This window comes from Streptomyces sp. NBC_01232 (assembly GCF_035989885.1).
Taxonomy (GTDB): Bacteria; Actinomycetota; Actinomycetes; order Streptomycetales; family Streptomycetaceae; genus Streptomyces.
In genome coordinates this window covers 6,160,833-6,181,128 of the sequence record NZ_CP108518.1, presented here as the reverse complement: position 1 = coordinate 6,181,128, position 20,296 = coordinate 6,160,833, and the positions used below count along the sequence as shown (strand labels likewise).

Sequence of the window (20,296 nt, the reverse complement as noted above, 5' to 3'; positions counted from 1 at the left end):
CAGGAAGCGTACCGGCGCGCCCACTACCGCTCGAAGCGGTATCCCATGCCCGGTTCGGTGATGAAGTGCCGCGGATGCGAGGGGTCGGCCTCCAGTTTGCGCCGCAGTTGGGCCATGTAGACCCGCAGATAGTTCGTCTCGGTGCCGTACGAGGGCCCCCAGACCTCCTGGAGCAACTGCTTCTGGCTGACGAGCCTGCCGGGGTTGCGGACCAGGACCTCCAGCAGGTGCCACTCGGTGGGCGTCAGGCGTACGTCGCGCCCCTCGCGCACGGCCTTCTTGGCGGCCAGGTCCACCGTGAAGCCGTCCGTCTCCACGATCACCTCGTCCTCGCCGCCGCCTGCGCCCGCGGCCGGCTCGGCCCGGCGGACGGCGGCGCGCAGCCGTGCGAGCAGCTCGTCCATGCCGAACGGCTTGGTGACGTAGTCGTCGGCACCCGCGTCCAGGGCCTCGACCTTCTCGTCGGAGGTGTGCCGGGCGGAGAGGACCAGGATCGGTACCCGGGTCCAGCCGCGCAGGCCCTTGATCACCTCGACGCCGTCCATGTCGGGCAGCCCGAGGTCGAGGACGACCACGTCGGGGTGGCGGGCGGCCGCGAGCTCCAGTGCGCTCGCGCCGTCGGCCGCGGCATCGACCTCGTACCTGCGCGCCTTCAGGTTGATGACGAGCGCTCGGACGATCTGCGGCTCGTCTTCCACCACGAGCACCCGGGTCATTGAGGTCCTGCCTTCTGTCGCGTCGTCCGATCACGGTCGTGATCAAGTTCCATCGGTTCCATCGGTTCCATCGGTTCCATCGGCTGGACCGTTCCAGTCGGTTCCAGGGTCAGGGCTGCGGCCTTGCCGCCGTCCGCCGTGGCACGGTCCGGTTCCCGCCCCCCGCGCACCGCGCGCAGGGTGAGCACCATGGTCAGCCCGCCCCCGGGGGTGTCCTCGGCCGTCAGGGTGCCGTCCATGGCCTCCGCGAACCCGCGGGCGACCGCGAGCCCGAGGCCCACGCCGGCCCCGCGCGGGGCGTCCCCGTACCGCTGGAAGGGGGCGAAGATCCGGTCCTTGGCCTCGTCGGGCACACCGCGCCCGCGGTCGACGACCCGTACCTCGACGCGGTCACCGAGGCAGCTGGCCGCCACCAGTACGGGTTCACCCGCCGGGCTGTACTTGACGGCGTTCTCCACCACGTTGGCCACGGTCCGCTCCAGCAGCCCCGGGTCCACCGCCACCATCGGCAGTGCCTCGGGCACGTCCAGCAGCACGCTCTCCTCGGGTACGCCGCCCAGCGCCATCGGGACCACCTCGTCGAGGTCGATCTCCCGGATCAGCGGGGTGACGGTGCCGGTCTGCAGCCGGGACATGTCCAGCAGGTTGCCCACCAGGTGGTCGAGGCGGTCGGCGCCGTCCTCGATGCCTTCGAGCAGCTCGGCCCGGTCCTCCTCGGACCACTCCACGTCGTCCGAGCGCAGGGAGCTCACGGACGCCTTGATGGAGGCCAGCGGCGTACGGAGGTCATGGCTGACGGCGGCCAGCAGCGCGGTGCGGATCCGGTTGCCCTCGGCCATCCGGCGGGCCTCCTCGGCCTCGCCGACCAGCCGCTGGCGGTCCAGGACCACGGCGGCCTGGGCCGCGAAGGCGCCGAGCACCCGGCGGTCCTCGGCGGGCAGCACCCGGCCGGAGAGGGCCAGCGCCATGTGGTCCCCGATGGGCATGTCCACATCGGCGTCCTCGGGCCGGGCTGCCGGAGCCGGGCCGACGCTGCCGGCCGGCTTCCAGGGCTCCACGTCGTTCGCCCGCTCCAGCAGGGCCACCGACTCCATGGCGAAGGTCTCGCGCACCCGCTCCAGCAGCGCGTCCAGGGTGGTCTCGCCGCGCAGCACGCTGCCGGCCAGGAAGGAGAGGATCTCGGACTCGGCGCGCAGCCGGGCCGCCTGGTGGGTGCGCCGCGCGGCCAGGTCCACCACCGAGGCCACGGACACGGCGACCCCGAAGAAGACGGCGATGGCGACGATGTTCTTGGGGTCGGACACCGTGAACCGGTGCAGGGGCGGCGCGAAGAAGTAGTTGAGCAGCAGCGAGCCGAGGGCGGCGGAGGCCAGGGCCGGCCAGAGCCCGCCGAGCAGTGCGGCCGCCACCGTCAGCGACAGGAAGAGCAGCATGTCGTTGGCGAGCCCGAGGTCCGCGTCGATGTGCGTGAGCAGCAGGCACAGCAGGACGGGGAGGACCGTCCCCACCACCCAGCCGGCGATGATCCGGGGCCGCCCGAGCCGGGCCGCCGAGCGTACGACGGGCAGGCCGCGGCCCTTGGCGACGTGCTCGTGCGTGACGATGTGCACGTCGAGGTCGGGCCCAGAGTCGCGGGCGACGCTCGCGCCGACCCCGGGGCCGAAGACGTACTGCCACGAGCGGCGGCGGCTGGAGCCGAGCACGATCTGGGTGGCGTTGACGCCGCGTGCGAAGGCGAGCAGGGCGTCGGGGATGTCGTCGCCGATCACATGGTGGAACGTGCCGCCGAGGTCCTCGACCAGGGTCCGCTGGACCGCGAGCTCCTTCGGCGAGGCGGCGGTCAGTCCGTCGCTGCGGGCGATGTAGACGGCCAGGATCTCGCTGCCCGATCCTTTGGCGGCCATCCGCGAGGCCCGCCGGATGAGCGTGCGCCCCTCGGGCCCTCCGGTGAGCCCGACGACGATCCGCTCGCGCGCCTGCCAGGTCGAGCGGATGTCGTGCTCGCCCCGGTACTGCTGGAGGTACTCGTCCGCGCGGTCGGCGACCCACAGCAGCGCGAGCTCGCGCAGGGCGGTGAGGTTGCCCGGCCGGAAGTAGTTGGAGAGGGCGGCGTCGACCTTCTCGGGCTTGTATATGTTGCCGTGGGCCATCCGCCGGCGCAGGGCCTGCGGGGACATGTCGACCAGCTCGACCTGATCGGCCCGGCGGACCACCTCGTCCGGCACGGTCTCGCGCTGGCGCACCCCGGTGATCGACTCGACCACGTCACCGAGTGACTCCAGGTGCTGGATGTTCACGGTGGACACGACGTCGATGCCGGCCCGCAACAGCTCTTCCACGTCCTGCCAGCGCTTGGCGTTGCGCGAGCCCGGCACGTTGGTGTGCGCGAGCTCGTCCACCAGCGCGATGGCGGGCCTGCGGGCGAGGAGCGCGTCCACGTCCATCTCGGTGAACTCGGCGCCCCGGTACGCCAAGGCCTTGCGCCCGACCTGTTCGAGGCCGTGGAGCATCACCTCCGTGCGCGGCCGGCCGTGGTGCTCGACGAGGCCGACGACGCAGTCGGCGCCCCGCTCCACCCGGCGATGGCCCTCGGAGAGCATCGCGTAGGTCTTGCCCACACCGGGCGCCGCGCCGAGGTAGATCCTGAGCTTGCCGCGTCCCATGCGCCCCATTCTCCGGGACGTCCACGCCGTGCACGCACCGATCCGGGCCCCTGCGCCGATCCCTGACGGATCCCTGACGCGGCACGGACAAGCCGGTGGGCCCCACCCCGAAGGAGTGGGGCCCACCGGCCGAATCGCATGACGAGCCCCCCTGTGCGCGGGGGCCGTCCGAGGTCAGCGGACCTCGGTGATCTCCGGGCCGCGCTCGAGCTGGCCCATGCCGCCGCCGAAGCGGGAGCCTTCCTGGTCGTCCGTCTGCACGCCGTCCGGCACCATCTGGGCGTCGTTCGGGAGCTTCAGGACGATCGGGTCGCGGGGAGCCATCGGGCCGTCACCGCGGACGACGACGGTGTCCCGGAAGATCTGCTCCAGCACGCCCGCCGACTCGGGCCGCACCGCGCCCTGGCCGGAGATGACGCCTCGCAGGAACCAGCGCGGGCCGTCGACGCCGACGAAGCGGACCAGCTGGGCGCCGGTCTGTCCGTCCGGGAGCGGTACGGGCACCTGTGCGCGCAGCTCCCAGCCCAGCGAGCCCTGGGCCTCGTCGATGATGCCGCCCTGCTGGGTGATGCCCGTGGCGATCTCCTCGCGGACCTCGCCCCAGATGCCTTCCTTCTTGGGCGCGGCGAAGGCCTGCAGCTGCACCGCGCTGTCGCCGAGGACCACGGTCGCGGCCACGATCGCGTCACCGGCGACCTCGACGCGCAGCTCCATGCCCTCGACACCGGGTACGAGGATGCCGCCGAGGTCGACCCGGCCGTCGGACGGGTTTCCGAGCACCTCGGAGACGTCCCACGGGCCGTCGGGCCGCGGGGCCGGCGGCAGGTTCACCCGGCGCGGCTGGGCAGCGCTCTCCTGCTCGCCCGCGTCGTCCTGCTCAGCGCCGACGCCGTCTACGACCTGCTCGGCCGCGCCGCCGTCATGGGCGGAGTCGTTCTTCTTGCGACGTCCGAACACGTCACTGTCCTTCCCGGTCGGTTACGACCGAAGCGTAGCCATTCCCACCCTGCTGACCAGCGCCGGATCCGGCCACGGCCGCATGACCGCCGGTGGAGCCGAAGCCCCCCTCGGCCCGGGCCGAGCCGGGAAGTTCCGCCACCTCGTGGAAGCGCACCTTCTCGACCCTCTGGACAACCAGCTGGGCAATGCGGTCGAAACGCTCGAACCGGACGCTCTCGCGAGGGTCGAGATTGACCACGATCACCTTGATCTCTCCACGGTACCCGGCATCCACCGTCCCCGGGGCATTCACGAGCGCGAGCCCGCAGCGGGCGGCCAGGCCGGACCTCGGGTGCACGAAGGCCGCGTAGCCGTCGGGCAGCGCGATGGACACACCGGTGGGCAGTACGGCGCGCTCACCGGGCTCCAGCTCGGCGGCCTCGGTGGTGACCAGGTCGCAGCCGGCGTCCCCGGGATGCCCGTAGGCCGGAATCGGCACCTCCGGGTCGACGCGGCGGATCAGCACGTCGACCGGCAGCCGGGAATCGTGGTTGGTCTGGGACATCAGGGGTTCACCTCAAAGGCGCGTGCGCGCCTGACCTGGTCCGGGTCGGCCATCGCCGCCTGGATCTCCTCGGGCCGTCCGTTGTCGATGAAGTGGTCGACCTTCACCTCGATGAAGAGGGCGTCGGCGCGCACGGCGACCGGGCCCTGCGGTCCGCCTATCCGGCCGACGGCCGTGCAGTAGATCTTCCGGCCGGCGACGGCGGTGACCTCGGCCTCCAGGTACAGCACGGTGTCCACCGGCACGGGCCGCACGAAGTCGGTCTCCAGCCGTCCTGTCACCGCGATGACGCGCAGCAGCCAGTTCAGGGAGCCGAGCGTCTCGTCGAGCGCGGTGGCGAGCACGCCGCCGTGCGCGAGCCCGGGTGCGCCCTGGTGCGCGGGCTTGACGGTGAACTCGGCGGTGACGCGCACGCCCTCACCGGCCCGTGCCTCCAGATGCAGTCCGTGGGGCTGGCCCCCGCCGCATCCGAAACAGTGCTCGTAGTGCGCACCGAGGAGCTCGCCGGGTGCGGGCGCGTCGGGGTGCCGGACCGGCGCGGCGGCATCGTCCGGGGGCGTCAACGCTGTGTTTCGTCCACTCACAGCCGCAGACCTTACCCGCGCGGCTACCCACCGGTCGCCTCGTGGCAGGCTTGACCGCATGCAGCTCTCCACCGTGCACCACGACGAACGTCTGACCGCCCCCCGCTCCTGGTGGGGCATCGCCGTACTGATCGGCCTCGCGTGCGCGCTGATGCTGCTGCCGCTGGGCACGATGCCGCTGCTGGCCGGCCTGGTCGGGGGCACGGCGCTGGCCGGGCTGCTGGTGAGTTCGTACGGCTCCGCGCGCGTGCGCGTGGTGAACGGTGCGCTGGCGGCCGGGGATGCGCGGATCCCGGTGACGGCCCTGGGCGAGCCCGAGATCCTGGACGCCGAACAGGCGCGCGCCTGGCGCTCGTACAAGGCGGACACGCGCGCCTTCATGCTGATGCGCAGCTACGTGCCGACCGCGGTCCGCATCGAGGTCACCGACCCGGCCGACCCGACCCCGTACGTCTACGTCTCCACGCGCGAGCCGCAGGCCCTGGCCGCGGCCCTGCTCGCCGCCCGTACCCGGGCGGCCTGAACGGGCCGTCGGACCGGACGCCCGGCCGGGGCGGAGCGCCCCGGCGGAGGGCCCCGGCGGAGGGCCTCAGCCGTATGCGGAGGGATCCGAGGCCTCCAGTGCGACCCTGGTGGCCTCGGGAAGGGGCTGTACGGGCCCTTCCAGGGGCGGCAGGGAGCGCAGGACCTCCCAGCCCACGGCGCGCCTGCGCAGGTCACCACGGACCTTCTCGGCGAGTTTGCGGGTGTCCCGCCGGTTCATGACCGCGCCGACGGCGGCGCCCACCATGAACGGCATGAGGTTCGGCAGGTTGCGGAACATCCGCTTCATGATCTGCTGGCGCAGTTCGCGCTTCACCTGTCCGCCGAGCGCCGCGTTGAGCGTGGTCGGCTTGGTCAGGTCGACCCCGCGCTCCTCCGTCCAGGCGGTGAGGTAGGCGAGGCTGCGCTGCTTGAGGTCGCCGTGCGGCCGCTGGCCGTAGACCTCGTGGAGTTCGGCGATGAGCTTCAGCTCGATGGCCGCGACGGCGGTGATCTCGGCCGCCAGTTCCGCCGGCATCGCGGGCGGCACCGGCAGCATGGCCGCCGCGCCGATTCCGGCGCCCACGGTCGAGGTGGCGTTGGCGGCGCCCGAGATCAGCTTGTCGGCGAGCTGATCGGGGCCGAGGCCCGGGAACTGCGCGCGCAGTGTCGCGAGGTCCCGAACCGGAACGCGCGGTGCGTTCTCGATGACCCTGTCCGTGAGGTACAGGGCGGCGTCCCTGACACTTTCGCCGCCCTTGCGTACACCGTTCTTGACGGCTTGCATCCGACGAGCCCCGAAACCTTGCCGGGACCCTTCGTCGGTCTCTGTGGCCGACGGCACCGCCGGGGCGGTGTCGGAGGGCACGGCGATCGCCGCACTGGCGGAGCCGCCGGGAGCTCCCGGACCCGTTTCCGGATCGATGGGTGCCACCTGCGTCTCCGCCGGATCACCAGATTTCCGGAAGACTCGCTTCCGAAAGGGTGTGGAGCCAGCCACGGCCGACGCCTCTCAGTCGCAGTCGCGACAGATCGGCTGACCGTTCTTCTCACGTGCAAGCTGGCTGCGGTGGTGCACCAGGAAGCAGCTCATGCAGGTGAACTCATCGGCCTGCTTGGGCAGGACCCGGACGGCCAGCTCCTCATTGGAGAGGTCCGCACCGGGAAGCTCCATGCTCTCGACAGAGTCGAATTCGTCCATGTCCGCAGACGAAGTCGACTTCTCGTTGCGCCGGGCCTTCAGCTCTTCAATGCTGTCGTTGTCGACGTCATCGTCGGTCTTGCGCGGGGTGTCGTAGTCCGTTGCCATTGTTCGCTCTCCCCCTCTGGGTGTTAGCGGTGTCTCAGCGCACGTAACGCACGAGAGGCCGGACTTGTGCCCGACCTGAGGCGGAGATTTTGCCTCACATCAAGGTCTGTTACTCAATCGACACCCAGCCGCCCGCCTGAAGGGCGATTGGCTGGGATGACGAGCGGGACCGTACACGGTCCGAGGGCCGTCATGCACAAACGCCACCCCGTGTATTTCCCGCCATCCGAGGGGCCGGAAACCCGGACTTCCCGGGCGTTCCGGCCGCGCCGGGGTCACCGAACGCACATGGGCAGACACCGGCCACTGTGATCGATCACACAGGCCCACTTGTTTTCACAGGGCAAGCATTCAGCCAAAAGCGAACACGGGGCGGGGGCTTCACAAGGGAAGAGTGACACGCATCACGAGGCCACCGCCTTCCCGGGGCATCGCCTGGATCCTGCCGCCGTGTGCGCGCGCCACGGAGCGCGCGATCGACAGACCCAGTCCGACCCCCTTGTCGCTGCCTGTTCGCTCCGTACGCAGCCGCCTGAAGGGCTCGAAGAGGTTGTCCACCTCGTACGCGGGAACAACGGGACCTGCGTTCGATACCAGGAGGACCGCCTGATCGTGCTGAGACTCCGTGACGACCTCCACCCAGCCGCCCTCCGGCACGTTGTACCGGACGGCGTTCTGCACCAGGTTGAGGGCGATCCGCTCCAGCAGCACGCCATTGCCCTGGACCACCGCCGGTGCGCGCTCGCCCCGGATCTCCACGCCCTTCGCCTCGGCCTCGCCGCGCACCTGGTCGACGGCGCGCGAGGCGACCTCCGCCAGGTCCACGGGTTTGCGCTCGACGATCTGGTTCTCGCTGCGCGCCAGCAGCAGCAGGCCTTCGACCAGCTGTTCACTGCGCTCATTGGTGGCCAGCAGGGTCTTCCCGAGCTGCTGGAGCTCGACGGGGGCCCCGGGATCGGAGAGGTGGACCTCCAGCAGCGTCCGGTTGATCGCGAGCGGAGTGCGCAGCTCGTGCGAGGCGTTCGCCACGAACCTCTGCTGAGCCGTGAAGGCCCGCTCCAGCCGGTCGAGCATCTCGTCGAAGGTGTCCGCGAGCTCCTTGAGCTCGTCGTCCGGCCCGTCCAGCTCGATCCGCCGGGTCAGGTCGGAGCCGACCACCCGGCGGGCGGTCCGGGTGATCTTGCCGAGCGGCGAGAGCACCCGTCCGGCCATCGCGTAGCCGAAGGCGAAGGCGATGATGCTCAGACCCAGCAACGCCATGAGCGACCTGCTCAGCAGGTCGTCCAGGGCGTGCCGGCGCTGATCGAGGACGCACTGGTTGACCGCCGCGTTGAACTGCTCCGGCTCCAGGGGGCCGCCCATCACCCCCGAGCAGTTGGGGCTGGAGACCCTGACCTCGCCGCCGACGATCTGGAACGGCAGCGTCAGCCCCTGCCGCAGCGCCTCCGCCGCCAGCAGGTAGATGATCGACAGCAGCAGGATGCCCGCGATCAGGAACATCCCGCCGTACAGCAGGGTGAGGCGTATGCGGATGGTCGGCCGCAGCCAGGGGAAGGGCCCCTCGGGCTGGCCCGGGTCCCAGGTCGGTTTCGGTGGCGCGACCGGGGGCTCCGGAGTGGCGGGTACGCGCTTCAAATCCGGTACCCGGAACCGGGCACGGTCACGATGACCGGCGGCTCCCCCAGCTTGCGGCGCAGGGTCATGACGGTCACCCGCACGACGTTGGTGAAGGGATCGGTGTTCTCGTCCCAGGCCTTCTCCAGCAGCTGCTCGGCGGAGACCACGGTCCCCTCGCTGCGCATGAGCACCTCCAGCACCGCGAACTCCTTCGGCGCCAGCTGGACCTCCTTGCCCTCACGGAACACCTCGCGCCGGTTCGGGTCCAGCTTGATGCCGGCCCGCTCCAGTACGGGCGGCAGCGCGACCGTGGTGCGCCGGCCGAGCGCCCGTACGCGGGCGGTCAGCTCGGTGAAGGCGAAGGGCTTGGGCAGGTAGTCGTCCGCGCCGAGCTCCAGGCCCTCCACCCGGTCGCTCACGTCACCGGATGCGGTCAGCATCAGCACCCGGGTGGGCATGCCGAGCTCGACGATCTTCCGGCACACGTCGTCACCGTGCACGAGCGGGAGGTCCCGGTCGAGCACGACCACGTCGTAGTCGTTCACCCCGACCCGCTCCAGGGCGGCAGCGCCGTCGTACACGACGTCCACGGCCATGGCCTCCCGGCGCAGGCCGGTGGCCACCGCATCGGCGAGCAGCTGCTCGTCCTCGACGACGAGTACGCGCACGTCGTTTCCTTCCTCCGAGCCCAGAAGGGCACACGTGTATGGCGTCGCCCATCCTGCCCGTTTCGGCCGTAAACCGGCTGTAAGGCGGATCGGGGAGGGGCTGGCGGGGCGGAAGTGAGGATTCCCTGGCCCTACGAGGTTTCTGGGGCCGGGGTGCAGGGGAGGACGAGATCACACCCCGACCACTCCCTGACGGCGGACAGCCACGTGCCGCCGCCGACCCACGAAGAGGGGGCGAACCCACCATGGACGCATTCACCGCGGGTCTCCTGCAGCGCATCAGGACCACGCAGTCGGACCTCAGGCACGCCCGCGAGACGGGCGACGACTTCCTCGCGGAAGTGGAACTGGCGGAGCTGGAGGATCTCCAGCGCCTGGCCGCCGAACACGGTGTCCCGGTCTCGGCCGCCGTGCCCGCCTGCTGATCCACGGCCTGCCCGGCCCGCTGTTCCCGCACACCGGCACGACCCCGGCACGACTCCTGAACGACTTCTGCTGAACGACCCCTGCACGACGTGGACCCCGGACGCCCGAGTGGGCGGCCGGGGTCCACGTGCTTTCAGTCGTGCCAGGCCCCCGACTCCTCCAGCAGCGGCTGCAGCGAGGAGAAGACGGCCGGCGAGGCGGCCAGGGTCAGCTCGCCCGAGGCCGGCTCGCCCGGCCGGCCTCCCGTCAGCGCCCCGGCCTCCCGGGCGATCAGGTCACCCGCGGCCAGGTCCCACGGGTTGAGCCCCCGCTCGTAGTACCCGTCCAGCCGCCCGGCGGCCACGTCGCACAGGTCCAGGGCCGCCGACCCGCCCCGCCGGATGTCCCGCACCAGCGGAATGATCCGTGCCACGACCCCGGCCTGATGGGCCCGCCGGGTCTGCACGTACGCGAAGCCGGTCCCCAGCAGCGCCTGGTCCAGCGGCGCCGCCGGCCGACAGGCGAGGCGGGACGTCCCCATCCAGGCGCCGCCGCCGAGCACCGCGTGGTAGGTCTCCCCGCGCATCGGCGCCGCGACGACGCCCACCACGGTCTCGCCCCCGTACTCGGCCGCGATGGACACGCCCCAGCTCGGCAGCCCGTAGAGGTAGTTCACGGTGCCGTCCAGCGGGTCGACGACCCAGCGCACCCCGCTCGTCCCCGGGGTGTCCGCGCCCTCCTCGCCCAGCAGCCCGTCCTCGGGCCGCCGCTCGGCGAGGATGCCGGTGATCAGCTTCTCCGCCGCGATGTCCATCTCGGTCACCACGTCGATCGGGCTGCTCTTCGTCGCGGCCACCGCCAGATCGGCCGGGCGGCCGTCGCGCAGCAGAGCTCCGGCCTGCCGGGCGGCCTCCAGGCCCACGTCCAGCAGCTCGGCCTTCAGCTCGTCAGAGATCACGGTCCCACTTCCTACGCGTACGGACTGTCCACGCCCGCGGCCGCCGGCCGGGGGCCCCGCGCCGGGCAGCAGCCCACCGCGCACAGGTCATGACTCTGGCCCAGAGTGCCCACCCAGCACTCCCGGACCGGCTCTCCGCGCTCCTTGGCGGCGCGCTCCAGCACCAGCTCCCTTACGGCCCCGGCGAAGCGCGGATCGGCGCCGACGGTCGCGGACCGCCGCACGGGCAGCCCCAGCTCGGCGGCCTTCGCGGTGGCCTCGGTGTCCAGGTCGTAGAGGACTTCCATGTGGTCGGAGACGAAGCCGATGGGCACCATCACGGCCGCGGGCGCACCGGCGGCGTGCAGGGCCTCCAGGTGGTCGCAGATGTCAGGCTCCAGCCACGGGATGTGCGGGGCGCCGCTGCGGGACTGGTAGACGAGCTCCCAGGTGTGCGCGACCCCGGTCCGGGCCGCGACCTCGTCCGCGATCACCCGGGCGACGTCGAGGTGCTGCTTGACGTACGCCCCGCCCTCGCCGTCCTCGGTGTGGTCCGCGGCCGGGCCGGAGGTGTCCGCGGCGGCGGTCGGGATGGAGTGGGTGGTGAAGGCGAGGTGCGCGCCGGAGCGCACCTCCTCGGGCAGCTCGGCGAGGGAGGCCACCACCCCGTCGATCATGGGCTCGACGAAGCCGGGGTGGTTGAAGTAGTGGCGCAGCTTGTCGACCCGCGGCAGCTCCACGCCCTCCTCGGCGAGCGTGGCCAGCGCGTCCGCGAGGTTCTCGCGGTACTGGCGGCAGCCCGAGTACGAGGCGTAGGCGCTGGTCGCGAGGACCGCGATCCGGCGACGCCCGTCGGCGGCCATCTCCCGCATCACGTCGGTCAGGTACGGGGCCCAGTTCCGGTTGCCCCAGTAGACCGGGAGGTCCAGGCCGTGCCCGGCGAAGTCCCCCCGCAGCGCGTCCAGCAGTTCGCGGTTCTGCCCGTTGATGGGGCTGACGCCGCCGAATCCGAAGTAGTGCTGCCCGACCTCCTTGAGCCGCTCGCGCGGGATGCCGCGCCCGCGCGTGACGTTCTCCAGGAAGGGCACGACGTCGTCGGGTCCCTCGGGGCCGCCGAAGGACAGCAGCAGGAGGGCGTCGTAAGGGGCGGCGGAGCCGCCGTCGGGGGCACGGAGCTGGTCTGACATGTCTCGAATCCTGCCACCCGGGGTCCGGGCCCGGGCAACGGACCCGGCCCGTCCCACACCTCGGACAGCAGGTAAGGTCACCCTAACTTCCTGTCGGTATTTTCCCCATGCGGGCGCCTTGTCGGCAGACGTAATCTGTGTGAGCCAACCACGTCCCTTACGGAGGGCACCACCTTGCCCAGTCCCTACCGCGCCATATTCGCCACCCCTGGCACCAAGGGGTTCACGGGCGCCGGCATCATCGGCCGGCTGCCGCTGGCCATGGTGGGCATCGGCGTCCTCACGATGATCACTGAGCTCGGCGGCAGCTACGGGCTCGCCGGCGCGCTCACCGGCACCATCGCGCTCTCCGCCGCCGCCGTGGGCCCGCAGGTCTCGCGGCTGGTGGACCAGTACGGACAGCGGCGGGTGCTGCGTCCGGCGACGCTGATCGCGGCCGCCGCGGTGACCGGACTGCTGGTCGCGGCGGCGAACGGCTGGCCGAGCTGGACCCTCTTCGTCTTCGCCGTCGTCGCCGGGTGCGTGCCCAGCGTGGGATCGATGGTCCGGGCCCGGTGGACGGCCCTGTTCCGCGACACCCCCCAGCTGCACACGGCCTATTCCTTCGAGTCCATCGTCGACGAGCTCTGCTTCATCATCGGTCCGCCGCTGGCCGCGACGCTCTCGGCCGGCTGGTTCCCGGAGGCCGGCCCGGTGGTCGCCCTCGTCTGCCTGGTGACGGGCGTGTGGTGGCTGACGGCGCTGACCGCCACCGAGCCTGCGCCGCATCCGCACCAGGAGCACACGGACCGCTCCTCGGCGCTGCGCTCCCCCGGCCTGCAGGTCCTGGTGGCCACCTTCGTGGCGACCGGCGCGATCTTCGGGTCCGTCGACGTCTCGACCCTCGCCTTCGCCGCGGAGCACGGCAACAAGTCCCTCGGCGGGGTGTTCCTGGCGGTCTGGGCGTTCGGATCCTGCCTCGCGGGCATCGTCTTCGGCCTTCTGCACTTCAAGGGCAGGGCCGAACCTCGCTGGATCCTGGGCATCAGTGCGATGGCCGTGAGTATGATCCCCCTCCTACTGGCCGGGAACCTTCCGTTTCTGGCCGTGGCGCTCTTCGTCTCGGGCCTCGCCATCGCTCCCACGATGATCACCACGATGGCCCTGATCGAGGCGCACGTGCCACACGCGAAGCTGACCGAGGGCATGACCTGGATCAGCACCGGCCTCGCGGTCGGAATCGCGCTCGGGTCCTCCGTGACCGGCTGGGTCGTCGACGCAGCCGGGGCGCAGACCGGGTACGTCGTCTCCGTCTCGGCGGGAGTCGCCGCGGCGGCGGTTGCGTTCGCGGGATACCGCCGGCTGACGAGGCCGGCGCAAGGGGAGGAGCCAGCAACCGATGGGGACGGCGACAGCAGGGCAGAGCAGCACGGAACGGACCGCGTGGCGTAACTGGGCGGGCAACATCACCGCCACCCCGGTTCGCGTGGTGACCCCGGCCTCGGTCGGGGAGCTCCAGGAGGCGGTCCGCCGGGCCGCCGAGGACGGGCTGCGGGTGAAGGCGGTAGGCACCGGCCACTCCTTCACCGCGGCCGCCGCGACCGACGGGGTGCTCGTACGCCCGCAGTCGCTCACCGGGATCCGCTCGATCGACCGGGCCGCCGGCACCGTCACGGTGGCGGCGGGCACAGTCCTGAAGGACCTCAACACGGCCCTGGCCCGGGAGGGCCTGTCGCTCACCAACATGGGCGACATCATGGAGCAGACGGTCTCTGGCGCCACCAGCACCGGCACCCACGGCACGGGCCGCGACTCGGCCTCCATCGCCGCCCAGATCCGGGGCCTGGAACTGGTCACCGCCGACGGCCGGCTGCTGACCTGCTCCGAGAAGGAGGAGCCCGAGGTCTTCGCGGCGGCCCGGCTCGGCATCGGCGCGCTCGGCATCGTCACCGCGATCACCTTCGCGGTGGAGCCGCTCTTCTTCCTGACCGCCCGGGAGGAGCCGATGGGGTTCGAGAGGGTGACCGCGGAGTTCGAGGAACACTTCGCGGAGAACGAGCACTTCGAGTTCTACTGGTTCCCGCACACCGGCAACTGCAACACCAAGCGGAACAACCGCAGCCAGGGCCCCGCCGCCCCGCCCGGACCGGTGAGCGCCTGGATCGAGGACGAGTTGCTCTCCAACGGCCTCTTCCAGGCCGTCAACACGCTGGGCCGCGCGGTCCCGGCCAGCATTCCCTCCATCGCCCGCGTGGCCAGCCGCGCCCTGTCGGCACGCACCTACACGGACATCCCGTACAAGGTGTTCACCAGTCCGCGCCGGGTGCGCTTCGTGGAGATGGAGTACGCACTCCCGCGCGAGCAGGTGGTCCAGGCGCTGCGGGAGCTGCGGGCGATGGTCGACCGCTCCGGACTGCGGATCAGCTTCCCCGTGGAGGTACGGACGGCTCCGGCGGACGACATCACGCTGTCGACCGCCTCGGGGCGCGAAACGGCGTACATCGCGGTGCACATGTACAAGGGCACCCCGTACCAGTCCTACTTCACGGCGGCCGAGCGCATCTTCACCGCGCACGGCGGGCGTCCGCACTGGGGCAAGGTGCACACGCGGGACGCGGCGTACTTCGCGGAGGTCTACCCGCGGTTCGGTGAGTTCACCGCGCTGCGCGACCGCCTCGACCCGGACCGGGTCTTCGGCAACGACTACCTGCGGCGCGTCCTGGGGGACTGAGCCGCCGGTGCCCGCCGGTCACGGCCGCGGCGCATCACGCACCGCCGGTACCGACGCGTCGGGGCTGTGCGTCGGGGCCGGTGGTGCGGGGGTGGGGGACGAGCTCGGGGCCTTCCCCGACGGGGACGGCCCGGGCGTCGGCTCCCCGGAGGCACCGGAGTTGCCGGGGTCCGAGGGGCCGCCGCCGGGGCTCGGGCTCCGGCCGCCGTGCGACGGCGAGGGGCTCGGGGAGGTCCGGGGACCGGGGCTCCCCCCGCTCTTCTCCTCGCCGCCCGGCTCCTTGCGCGGCGGTGCGGGCGGGTCCTGGCCCACCTTGCGGGTGCCGCCGGAGAAGAGCGTGCCGCCGCCGCTGCTGACGGAGGTGCCGGCCATCGCCTCGTAGGTGCCGAGGCCGCCGATGGCGATGGCGAAGGCCGCACCGGAGGCCACCGCGGTGCGCCTCCAGCCCCGCATCCGGGTGCCGTGGACGGTGGCCTCGCCGAACTCCCCGGTGGCCGTCGGCTCCACGGCACCGTCCACCGGTGACTCCTCGCGGGGCAGCGGTACCTGACGGGCCCTGGGGCGGGCGCTCTCGCGCAGCTGGTCACCGGTGCGCCGGAAGAAGTGCTGGATGACGGGCCCGCCCGCGGTGGCGACCACGCTGACCACACCGGCCCCGAGGATGGTTCCGTAGACGCCCATCTGCGAGGCGAGCAGCGCCGCCCCGACCGTTGCGAGCGAGGAACCGGCAACCTGGGCCGCGCTCAGATCGAGCTTCTCCTTCTCCGGCTCGTCCTCGGCGTCCCGCGTCGCCCTCTGACCCATCGCCATGCCCGGGGTGTCCTGCCTCTCGCGCTTCTGCCCTTACAGGAGTTACCGACCCCTGTGCGAGGCGGAAAGTTCCGTTTCTGGTGATTATGTGAAGCAAGACACCCGAAAACGGACCACGGGTGCAGGTCGGACCCGATCGAGGGCACGCCAACTCCCGCCGTCCGGGGAAACTTCGGCGGCGCGGCGGTCCACCCAGGTGGCCCGAATGGAGTACTGTGGCGAGCCCTGGGGCCGTCCTTCCTTTCGGATGTCCGGACTCGGGAGAGGGGGCCGACTGATGGAAAACGGCACTCAAAGACCGGTGATGCCGCGGTATTGCACGGGCTCCTGCTGCGCACAGTAACCGTTCGGTCACTGTGCGTGCCCAACAGGTAACCGTGCCATAACGGCGATCAAGGGCGCATGCCCGACACGCCGGTTTAACTCGGCAAGGTTGTGGCAGGCTGCACCCGGGCAGGCCACACTCGACTAGCGGAAGCAGCGACGCACGTGACGTCGGCAGGCACCACCCGGGAGGTCCCCATGCCCGAACTGCGTGTCGTGGCCGTCTCAAATGACGGCACACGACTGGTGCTCAAGGCTGCGGACAGCACGGAGTACACGCTTCCGATCGATGAGCGGCTCCGCGCCGCCGTCCGCAACGATCGCGCACGCCTGAACCAGATCGAGATCGAGGTGGAGAGCCACCTCCGCCCCCGCGACATCCAGGCCCGCATACGGGCCGGTGCCTCCGCGGAGGAGGTCGCTCAACTCGCCGGCATCCCCGTCGACCGCGTACGCCGCTTCGAGGGCCCGGTGCTGGCCGAGCGCGCGTTCATGGCCGAGCGCGCCCGCAAGACCCCCGTGCGCCGTCCCGGTGAGAACACCGGCCCCCAGCTCGGCGAGGCCGTGCAGGAGCGGCTGACCCTGCGCGGAGCCGAGAAGGAATCCGTCCAGTGGGACTCCTGGCGCCGCGACGACGGCACCTGGGAGGTCCTCCTCGTCTACCGGGTCGCGAGCGAGCCGCACTCGGCGAGCTGGACCTATGACCCGCCGCGCCGGCTGGTCGTGGCGGTGGACGACGAGGCGCGCTCCCTGATCGGCGAGTCCGAGGACCTGCCGGCCACGCCGGAGCCGAGCTTCCCCTTCGTGCCGAGGATCGCGCGGCTGCCGCGCGACCGGCCGCTGGACCGCGCCCTGGACCGGCAGCTGGAGCGGGCCGACGGCCGGCCGGCCCCCGCGCCGGAACCGGAGGAGGAGCGGGACACCCTGACCAGCCTGCTGGAGGCGGTGCCGAGCTTCCGGGGCGACATGGTGGTACCGGAGCGCACCGAGGCACCGGAGACGGAACCGGAGGCGGAGGAGCCGCCGGCCCCCGCCGCATCCGCGGGCGCGGGCGCCGCGTACGCCGATGTCCTGATGCCCCGCACGGTGGCGGGCCACCGCGACCGCCTGACGGGCACCACCGACCGCCAGGCCGAGGCCGACGGGGTCCGCCCCGGGCGCCGTGCGGCGGTGCCGAGCTGGGACGAGATCGTCTTCGGCACCCGCCGCAAGAAGCAGGAGTAGCACCGCCGCCGGGCCTTCACCCGGCGGCGGCCCGCGCCTACTGGGGGTCCGGTCCCGTGGCCACCGGCCGGGCCGGGTCGGCCGACCAGTGCGACCAACTGCCCGCGTAGAGGTCGGATTCGATGCCCGCCACCTCCAGGGCAAGTACCTCGTGCGCCCCGGAGACTCCCGAGCCGCAGTACACGCCGACCGGGGTGCCCTCGCAGGCGCCGAGCCCCTCGAACCGGGCTCGCAGCGCGTCCGCCGGCAGGAACCGCCCGTCCGGGCCCACGTTCTCCGAGGTCGGGGCCGACAGTGCGCCCGGAATGTGGCCGCCGACCGGGTCGATCGGTTCGACCTCGCCCCGGTAGCGCTCCCCCGCGCGGGCGTCCAGGAGGACCCCTTCCCTCGCGCGCAGGGCCGCCGCGTCCGCGTCCAGCAGTCCGACCGCCCCCGGTGTTGGCTTGAAATCGCCCTCCGCGGGAGTCACCCGATCGGCCGTCACCGCGCCGCCGGCCTCCGTCCACGCGGCAAGGCCGCCGTCCAGAACCCGCACGTTCGGGTGACCTGTCCAGCGCAGCAACCACCACGCGCGGGCGGCCGCCCAGCCCAGACCGCCGTCGTACACAACGACGGGCCCGTCCGCCGGGACGCCCGCCCGGCGCATCGCCTCCCCGAAGGCCTCCGGGTCGGGCAGCGGGTGGCGGCCGCCCGCCCCGGGCGGACCTGCCAGTTCGCGGTCGAGGTCGACGAACACCGCTCCGGGCAGGTGTCCTGCCTCGTAGGCGGGCCGCTGGTCGGGGCCGCCGAGCTGCCAGCGGACGTCCAGCAGCACCGGCGGGCGGGGGCCCGCCAGCTCGTTCCTCAGTTCGGCGGCGGCGAGGATCGCAGATTTCGCAGTCATGCCGGCCATCTTCCTCCCCGCCCGTCACCCGCGTAACAAGCCCGTCATCGGGAGGCCGTACCGATCCGGTCAACTCCGTGCCGGGCCGCATTTATGCGGCCCGGTCGGGGCGCGCCGAGTCCCCGGGAGTGGAAGCATCAGCACCGGTAAGCGCCACGACGGAGGAGACGGCTGACATGACCGAGGCAGCGGAAGCAACCCGGCGCACGCCCGGTACCCCGTGCTGGGTGAGCCTCATGGTGCACGGCCTCGGGACCACCGAGGACTTCTACGCCGACCTGTTCGGCTGGGAGTACGAACCGGGACCCGAGCAGCTCGGCCCGTACGTCCGTGCGGTGCTGAACGGGCACGAGGTGGCCGGGATCGGCGAGATGCCGCCGGACCGGCATCTTCCGGTGGCCTGGACGACATACCTCGCCACGGACGACGCGGACGCGACCGCGGAGTCGGTCCGCGCCTGCGGCGGCACGGTCGCGGTGGGCCCGCTGGACGCCGGTATCGCGGGGCGGGTGGCGATCTGCTCGGACCCGCTGGGTGCGATCTTCGGGCTGTGGCAGGCGCAGAGCCGCATGGGCACCCGGCTGCACGGAGCACCGGGCACCCCCGTGTGGAACGAGCTGGTCACCCAGGACACCTCGACGGTCGGCAAGTTCTACGAGCACGTCTTCGGCCACGAGGCGCAGACGCACGCCACGGCCTCCGACGACTTCGACTACCTGACCCTGCACCTGGAGGGCAGGCCGGTGGCCGCCGTGCACGGGGTCGGCCGCTCGCTGCCGCACGACCGGGGGCCGCACTGGATGGCGTACTTCGCGGTGGAGGACACCGACGTGGCGGCGGCCCGGGTCGTCGAGCTCGGCGGGCGCGTCGTCGACCCGCCCCGGGAGGGCCCGCGCGGCCGGCAGGCCACGGTCGCGGACCCGGAGGGCGCGGTCTTCGCCATCGTGCGGGCGCGGCGCTGAGCTCAGCGCGCCCTCGGCCCCGGCGTCCGTCCGAAGTGGCGGGCCGTGGGGACGAGGGCGGCCGCCGCGGGTAGGAGGAAGCAGGCCGCGGCGCACACGGCGAGGACCGGGGTGACGCCGAAGGCGTCGATGGCCGGGGCGATGAGGGCGAGGCCCAGCGGGGCGAGTCCGTAGGACAGGAGGAAGTCCAGCGAGGAGACGCGGGCGAGCTTGTCCGGGGCGACCTCGCGCTGGGTGGCCGTGAACCAGGGCACGTTGAACAGCTCGATCCCGATACCGGCCACGACGTAGGCCGCGATCACCACGGCCGGGTGGACCGGCAGCATCAGGCTGAGCGGCGCGAAGCCGTAGACGGCCAGTCCGGCGAAGGCGCTCCAGCCCGGGGAGCGGGGCCGGCGGCGGGCGGCGACCAGGGCGCCGCCGAGCGCGCCCACGGTGTAGGCGGTCATGGCCGCGGCCAGTACCCACTCGGTGCCGTAGCGGTCGCGGCTGATGAGGGGCAGGGCGACGCTGGTCGCGGAGTAGCCCAGCGCTATCACGGTGGTCAGGGCGCCGAGTCCGGCGAGGAACCAGGGGTGCCGGCGGGCCTCGCGTATCCCGTCGACGAACTCCGCGCGCAACGAGGCGCGCGGGGCGGGGGCGGCTCCCGGTGCGGGCGCCGCGGCGCCCCGGCCCGGCAGCAGGGCCGCGACCAGCCAGAGCAGGCCGATCCCCAGCAGCAGCGTCCCCACGTCGACGAACGCGGCGAGCAGTGCGGTCAGGGTGGGGCCCGCCAGCGTGGAGGCCCGTACCGCCACGGTCATGGCGGCATTGGCCTGCTGCCTGCGGTCGGCGGCGACGACCTCGGCGGTGAGCGCCTGGAAGGCGGGGCGGCACGCGCCCTGCCCGGCGCCGGCGAGCGCGGCGGCGAGGGTCATCAGGACCAGTGACCGGCCGAGGCCGAGGGCCAGGAGCGGGGCCGCGACGGCGGCCGCGAGGGCGGACCAGAGCACGACGGCCCGGCGCGAGTGCCGGTCGGCCAGCACCCCGCCGACGGCGACGGCGACGAGGAAGCCGGCGGTGCGTGCCGCGAGGACCAGGCCCAGCCCGGCCGCGCCGAGTTCCCGGTGCAGGACCGCGAGCCCCAGGACGAAGGGCAGCGCCCAGGTCGCGAGTCCGGAGGCGGTGGTGCCCGCCCACAGGCGCAGGAAGGCGGTGTCGCGCAGGACGGAACGGGCGGGCGGTGGACCGGTCCTGGGCGTCGCGGGCAGGGGTGTGGTCGCCACGGTGTG

The 20,296-nt window shown here is 72.4% G+C and carries 20 protein-coding genes; 6 read left to right on the top strand and 14 right to left on the bottom strand.

The annotated features are described in order from the left end of the window. Nucleotides 1–23 precede the first annotated feature (23 nt). The 5 genes from OG444_RS28625 to OG444_RS28605 form a co-directional block, all read right to left on the bottom strand. Nucleotides 24–716, bottom strand: a complete 693-nt coding sequence (locus OG444_RS28625) for a response regulator (RefSeq protein ID WP_327264874.1) — start codon at nucleotides 714–716, stop codon at nucleotides 24–26. Continuing rightward, nucleotides 713–3,379, bottom strand: a complete 2,667-nt coding sequence (locus OG444_RS28620) for a sensor histidine kinase KdpD (protein ID WP_327264873.1) — start codon at nucleotides 3,377–3,379, stop codon at nucleotides 713–715. Before OG444_RS28620 ends, OG444_RS28625 begins: the two co-directional genes overlap by 4 nt. A 174-nt stretch (nucleotides 3,380–3,553) precedes the next feature. Further along, nucleotides 3,554–4,336 carry a DUF3710 domain-containing protein gene (locus OG444_RS28615; RefSeq protein ID WP_327264872.1) on the bottom strand — a complete coding sequence of 261 codons (783 nt, stop codon included), beginning with the start codon at nucleotides 4,334–4,336 and terminating at the stop codon, nucleotides 3,554–3,556. Between the two features lies 1 nt (nucleotide 4,337). Beyond that, a complete protein-coding gene (dut, locus tag OG444_RS28610) occupies nucleotides 4,338–4,883 on the bottom strand; it encodes a dUTP diphosphatase (protein ID WP_327264871.1) in 546 nt (181 codons plus the stop codon). Beyond that, nucleotides 4,883–5,467 (bottom strand): PaaI family thioesterase, encoded by a 585-nt coding sequence (locus OG444_RS28605; protein ID WP_327264870.1) that lies wholly within the window; start codon nucleotides 5,465–5,467, stop codon nucleotides 4,883–4,885. Before OG444_RS28605 ends, dut begins: the two co-directional genes overlap by 1 nt. 58 nt (nucleotides 5,468–5,525) lie before the next feature. Between OG444_RS28605 and OG444_RS28600 the strand changes: the two genes are divergently transcribed. Further along, the gene (locus tag OG444_RS28600) at nucleotides 5,526–5,990 is read left to right on the top strand and encodes a DUF3093 domain-containing protein (protein ID WP_327264869.1); all 465 of its coding nucleotides are present in this window, start codon (nucleotides 5,526–5,528) and stop codon (nucleotides 5,988–5,990) included. A gap of 66 nt (nucleotides 5,991–6,056) precedes the next feature. Here the strand turns inward: OG444_RS28600 and OG444_RS28595 are convergent, their stop codons facing one another. From OG444_RS28595 to OG444_RS28580, 4 genes are all read right to left on the bottom strand, one after another. Next, complete coding sequence (locus OG444_RS28595; RefSeq protein WP_327264868.1) at nucleotides 6,057–6,989, bottom strand: hypothetical protein; 933 nt, start codon at nucleotides 6,987–6,989, stop codon at nucleotides 6,057–6,059. A gap of 12 nt (nucleotides 6,990–7,001) precedes the next feature. Continuing rightward, the gene (locus OG444_RS28590) at nucleotides 7,002–7,298 is read right to left on the bottom strand and encodes a DUF4193 domain-containing protein (protein WP_030008769.1); all 297 of its coding nucleotides are present in this window, start codon (nucleotides 7,296–7,298) and stop codon (nucleotides 7,002–7,004) included. Between the two features lie 381 nt (nucleotides 7,299–7,679). After that, nucleotides 7,680–8,933 carry a sensor histidine kinase gene (locus tag OG444_RS28585; protein WP_327264867.1) on the bottom strand — a complete coding sequence of 418 codons (1,254 nt, stop codon included), beginning with the start codon at nucleotides 8,931–8,933 and terminating at the stop codon, nucleotides 7,680–7,682. Then, the gene (locus OG444_RS28580) at nucleotides 8,930–9,583 is read right to left on the bottom strand and encodes a response regulator transcription factor (RefSeq protein WP_030008767.1); all 654 of its coding nucleotides are present in this window, start codon (nucleotides 9,581–9,583) and stop codon (nucleotides 8,930–8,932) included. The genes OG444_RS28585 and OG444_RS28580 overlap by 4 nt, the downstream gene beginning before the upstream one ends. A 245-nt stretch (nucleotides 9,584–9,828) precedes the next feature. Between OG444_RS28580 and OG444_RS28575 the strand changes: the two genes are divergently transcribed. After that, nucleotides 9,829–10,008, top strand: coding sequence for a hypothetical protein (locus tag OG444_RS28575; RefSeq protein WP_030008766.1), 180 nt, complete (start codon nucleotides 9,829–9,831; stop codon nucleotides 10,006–10,008). 134 nt (nucleotides 10,009–10,142) lie between these two features. Here the strand turns inward: OG444_RS28575 and OG444_RS28570 are convergent, their stop codons facing one another. Both OG444_RS28570 and OG444_RS28565 read right to left on the bottom strand, forming a co-directional pair. Next, nucleotides 10,143–10,946: an inositol monophosphatase family protein gene (locus tag OG444_RS28570; RefSeq protein ID WP_383194251.1), complete on the bottom strand. Its 804-nt coding sequence runs from the start codon at nucleotides 10,944–10,946 to the stop codon at nucleotides 10,143–10,145. Between the two features lie 11 nt (nucleotides 10,947–10,957). After that, nucleotides 10,958–12,112: a ferrochelatase gene (locus OG444_RS28565; RefSeq protein ID WP_327264866.1), complete on the bottom strand. Its 1,155-nt coding sequence runs from the start codon at nucleotides 12,110–12,112 to the stop codon at nucleotides 10,958–10,960. Between the two features lie 174 nt (nucleotides 12,113–12,286). Between OG444_RS28565 and OG444_RS28560 the strand changes: the two genes are divergently transcribed. Next, the gene (locus OG444_RS28560; RefSeq protein WP_327264865.1) at nucleotides 12,287–13,543 is read left to right on the top strand and encodes an MFS transporter; all 1,257 of its coding nucleotides are present in this window, start codon (nucleotides 12,287–12,289) and stop codon (nucleotides 13,541–13,543) included. Beyond that, nucleotides 13,491–14,822 (top strand): D-arabinono-1,4-lactone oxidase, encoded by a 1,332-nt coding sequence (locus tag OG444_RS28555; RefSeq protein ID WP_327264864.1) that lies wholly within the window; start codon nucleotides 13,491–13,493, stop codon nucleotides 14,820–14,822. The genes OG444_RS28560 and OG444_RS28555 overlap by 53 nt, the downstream gene beginning before the upstream one ends. An 18-nt stretch (nucleotides 14,823–14,840) precedes the next feature. Here the strand turns inward: OG444_RS28555 and OG444_RS28550 are convergent, their stop codons facing one another. Further along, nucleotides 14,841–15,632, bottom strand: coding sequence for a hypothetical protein (locus OG444_RS28550; RefSeq protein ID WP_327264863.1), 792 nt, complete (start codon nucleotides 15,630–15,632; stop codon nucleotides 14,841–14,843). A 522-nt stretch (nucleotides 15,633–16,154) separates the two neighbouring features. Between OG444_RS28550 and sepH the strand changes: the two genes are divergently transcribed. Continuing rightward, nucleotides 16,155–17,180, top strand: a complete 1,026-nt coding sequence (sepH, locus tag OG444_RS28545) for a septation protein SepH (protein ID WP_327264862.1) — start codon at nucleotides 16,155–16,157, stop codon at nucleotides 17,178–17,180. A 37-nt stretch (nucleotides 17,181–17,217) separates the two neighbouring features. Here sepH and OG444_RS28540 read toward each other — a convergent pair whose 3' ends face one another. Then, the gene (locus OG444_RS28540; RefSeq protein ID WP_327264861.1) at nucleotides 17,218–18,063 is read right to left on the bottom strand and encodes a sulfurtransferase; all 846 of its coding nucleotides are present in this window, start codon (nucleotides 18,061–18,063) and stop codon (nucleotides 17,218–17,220) included. A 176-nt stretch (nucleotides 18,064–18,239) separates the two neighbouring features. Between OG444_RS28540 and OG444_RS28535 the strand changes: the two genes are divergently transcribed. Beyond that, nucleotides 18,240–19,025 carry a VOC family protein gene (locus OG444_RS28535; protein ID WP_327264860.1) on the top strand — a complete coding sequence of 262 codons (786 nt, stop codon included), beginning with the start codon at nucleotides 18,240–18,242 and terminating at the stop codon, nucleotides 19,023–19,025. 2 nt (nucleotides 19,026–19,027) lie between these two features. Here the strand turns inward: OG444_RS28535 and OG444_RS28530 are convergent, their stop codons facing one another. Then, complete coding sequence (locus OG444_RS28530; protein ID WP_327264859.1) at nucleotides 19,028–20,290, bottom strand: MFS transporter; 1,263 nt, start codon at nucleotides 20,288–20,290, stop codon at nucleotides 19,028–19,030. Nucleotides 20,291–20,296: the final 6 nt, after the last annotated feature.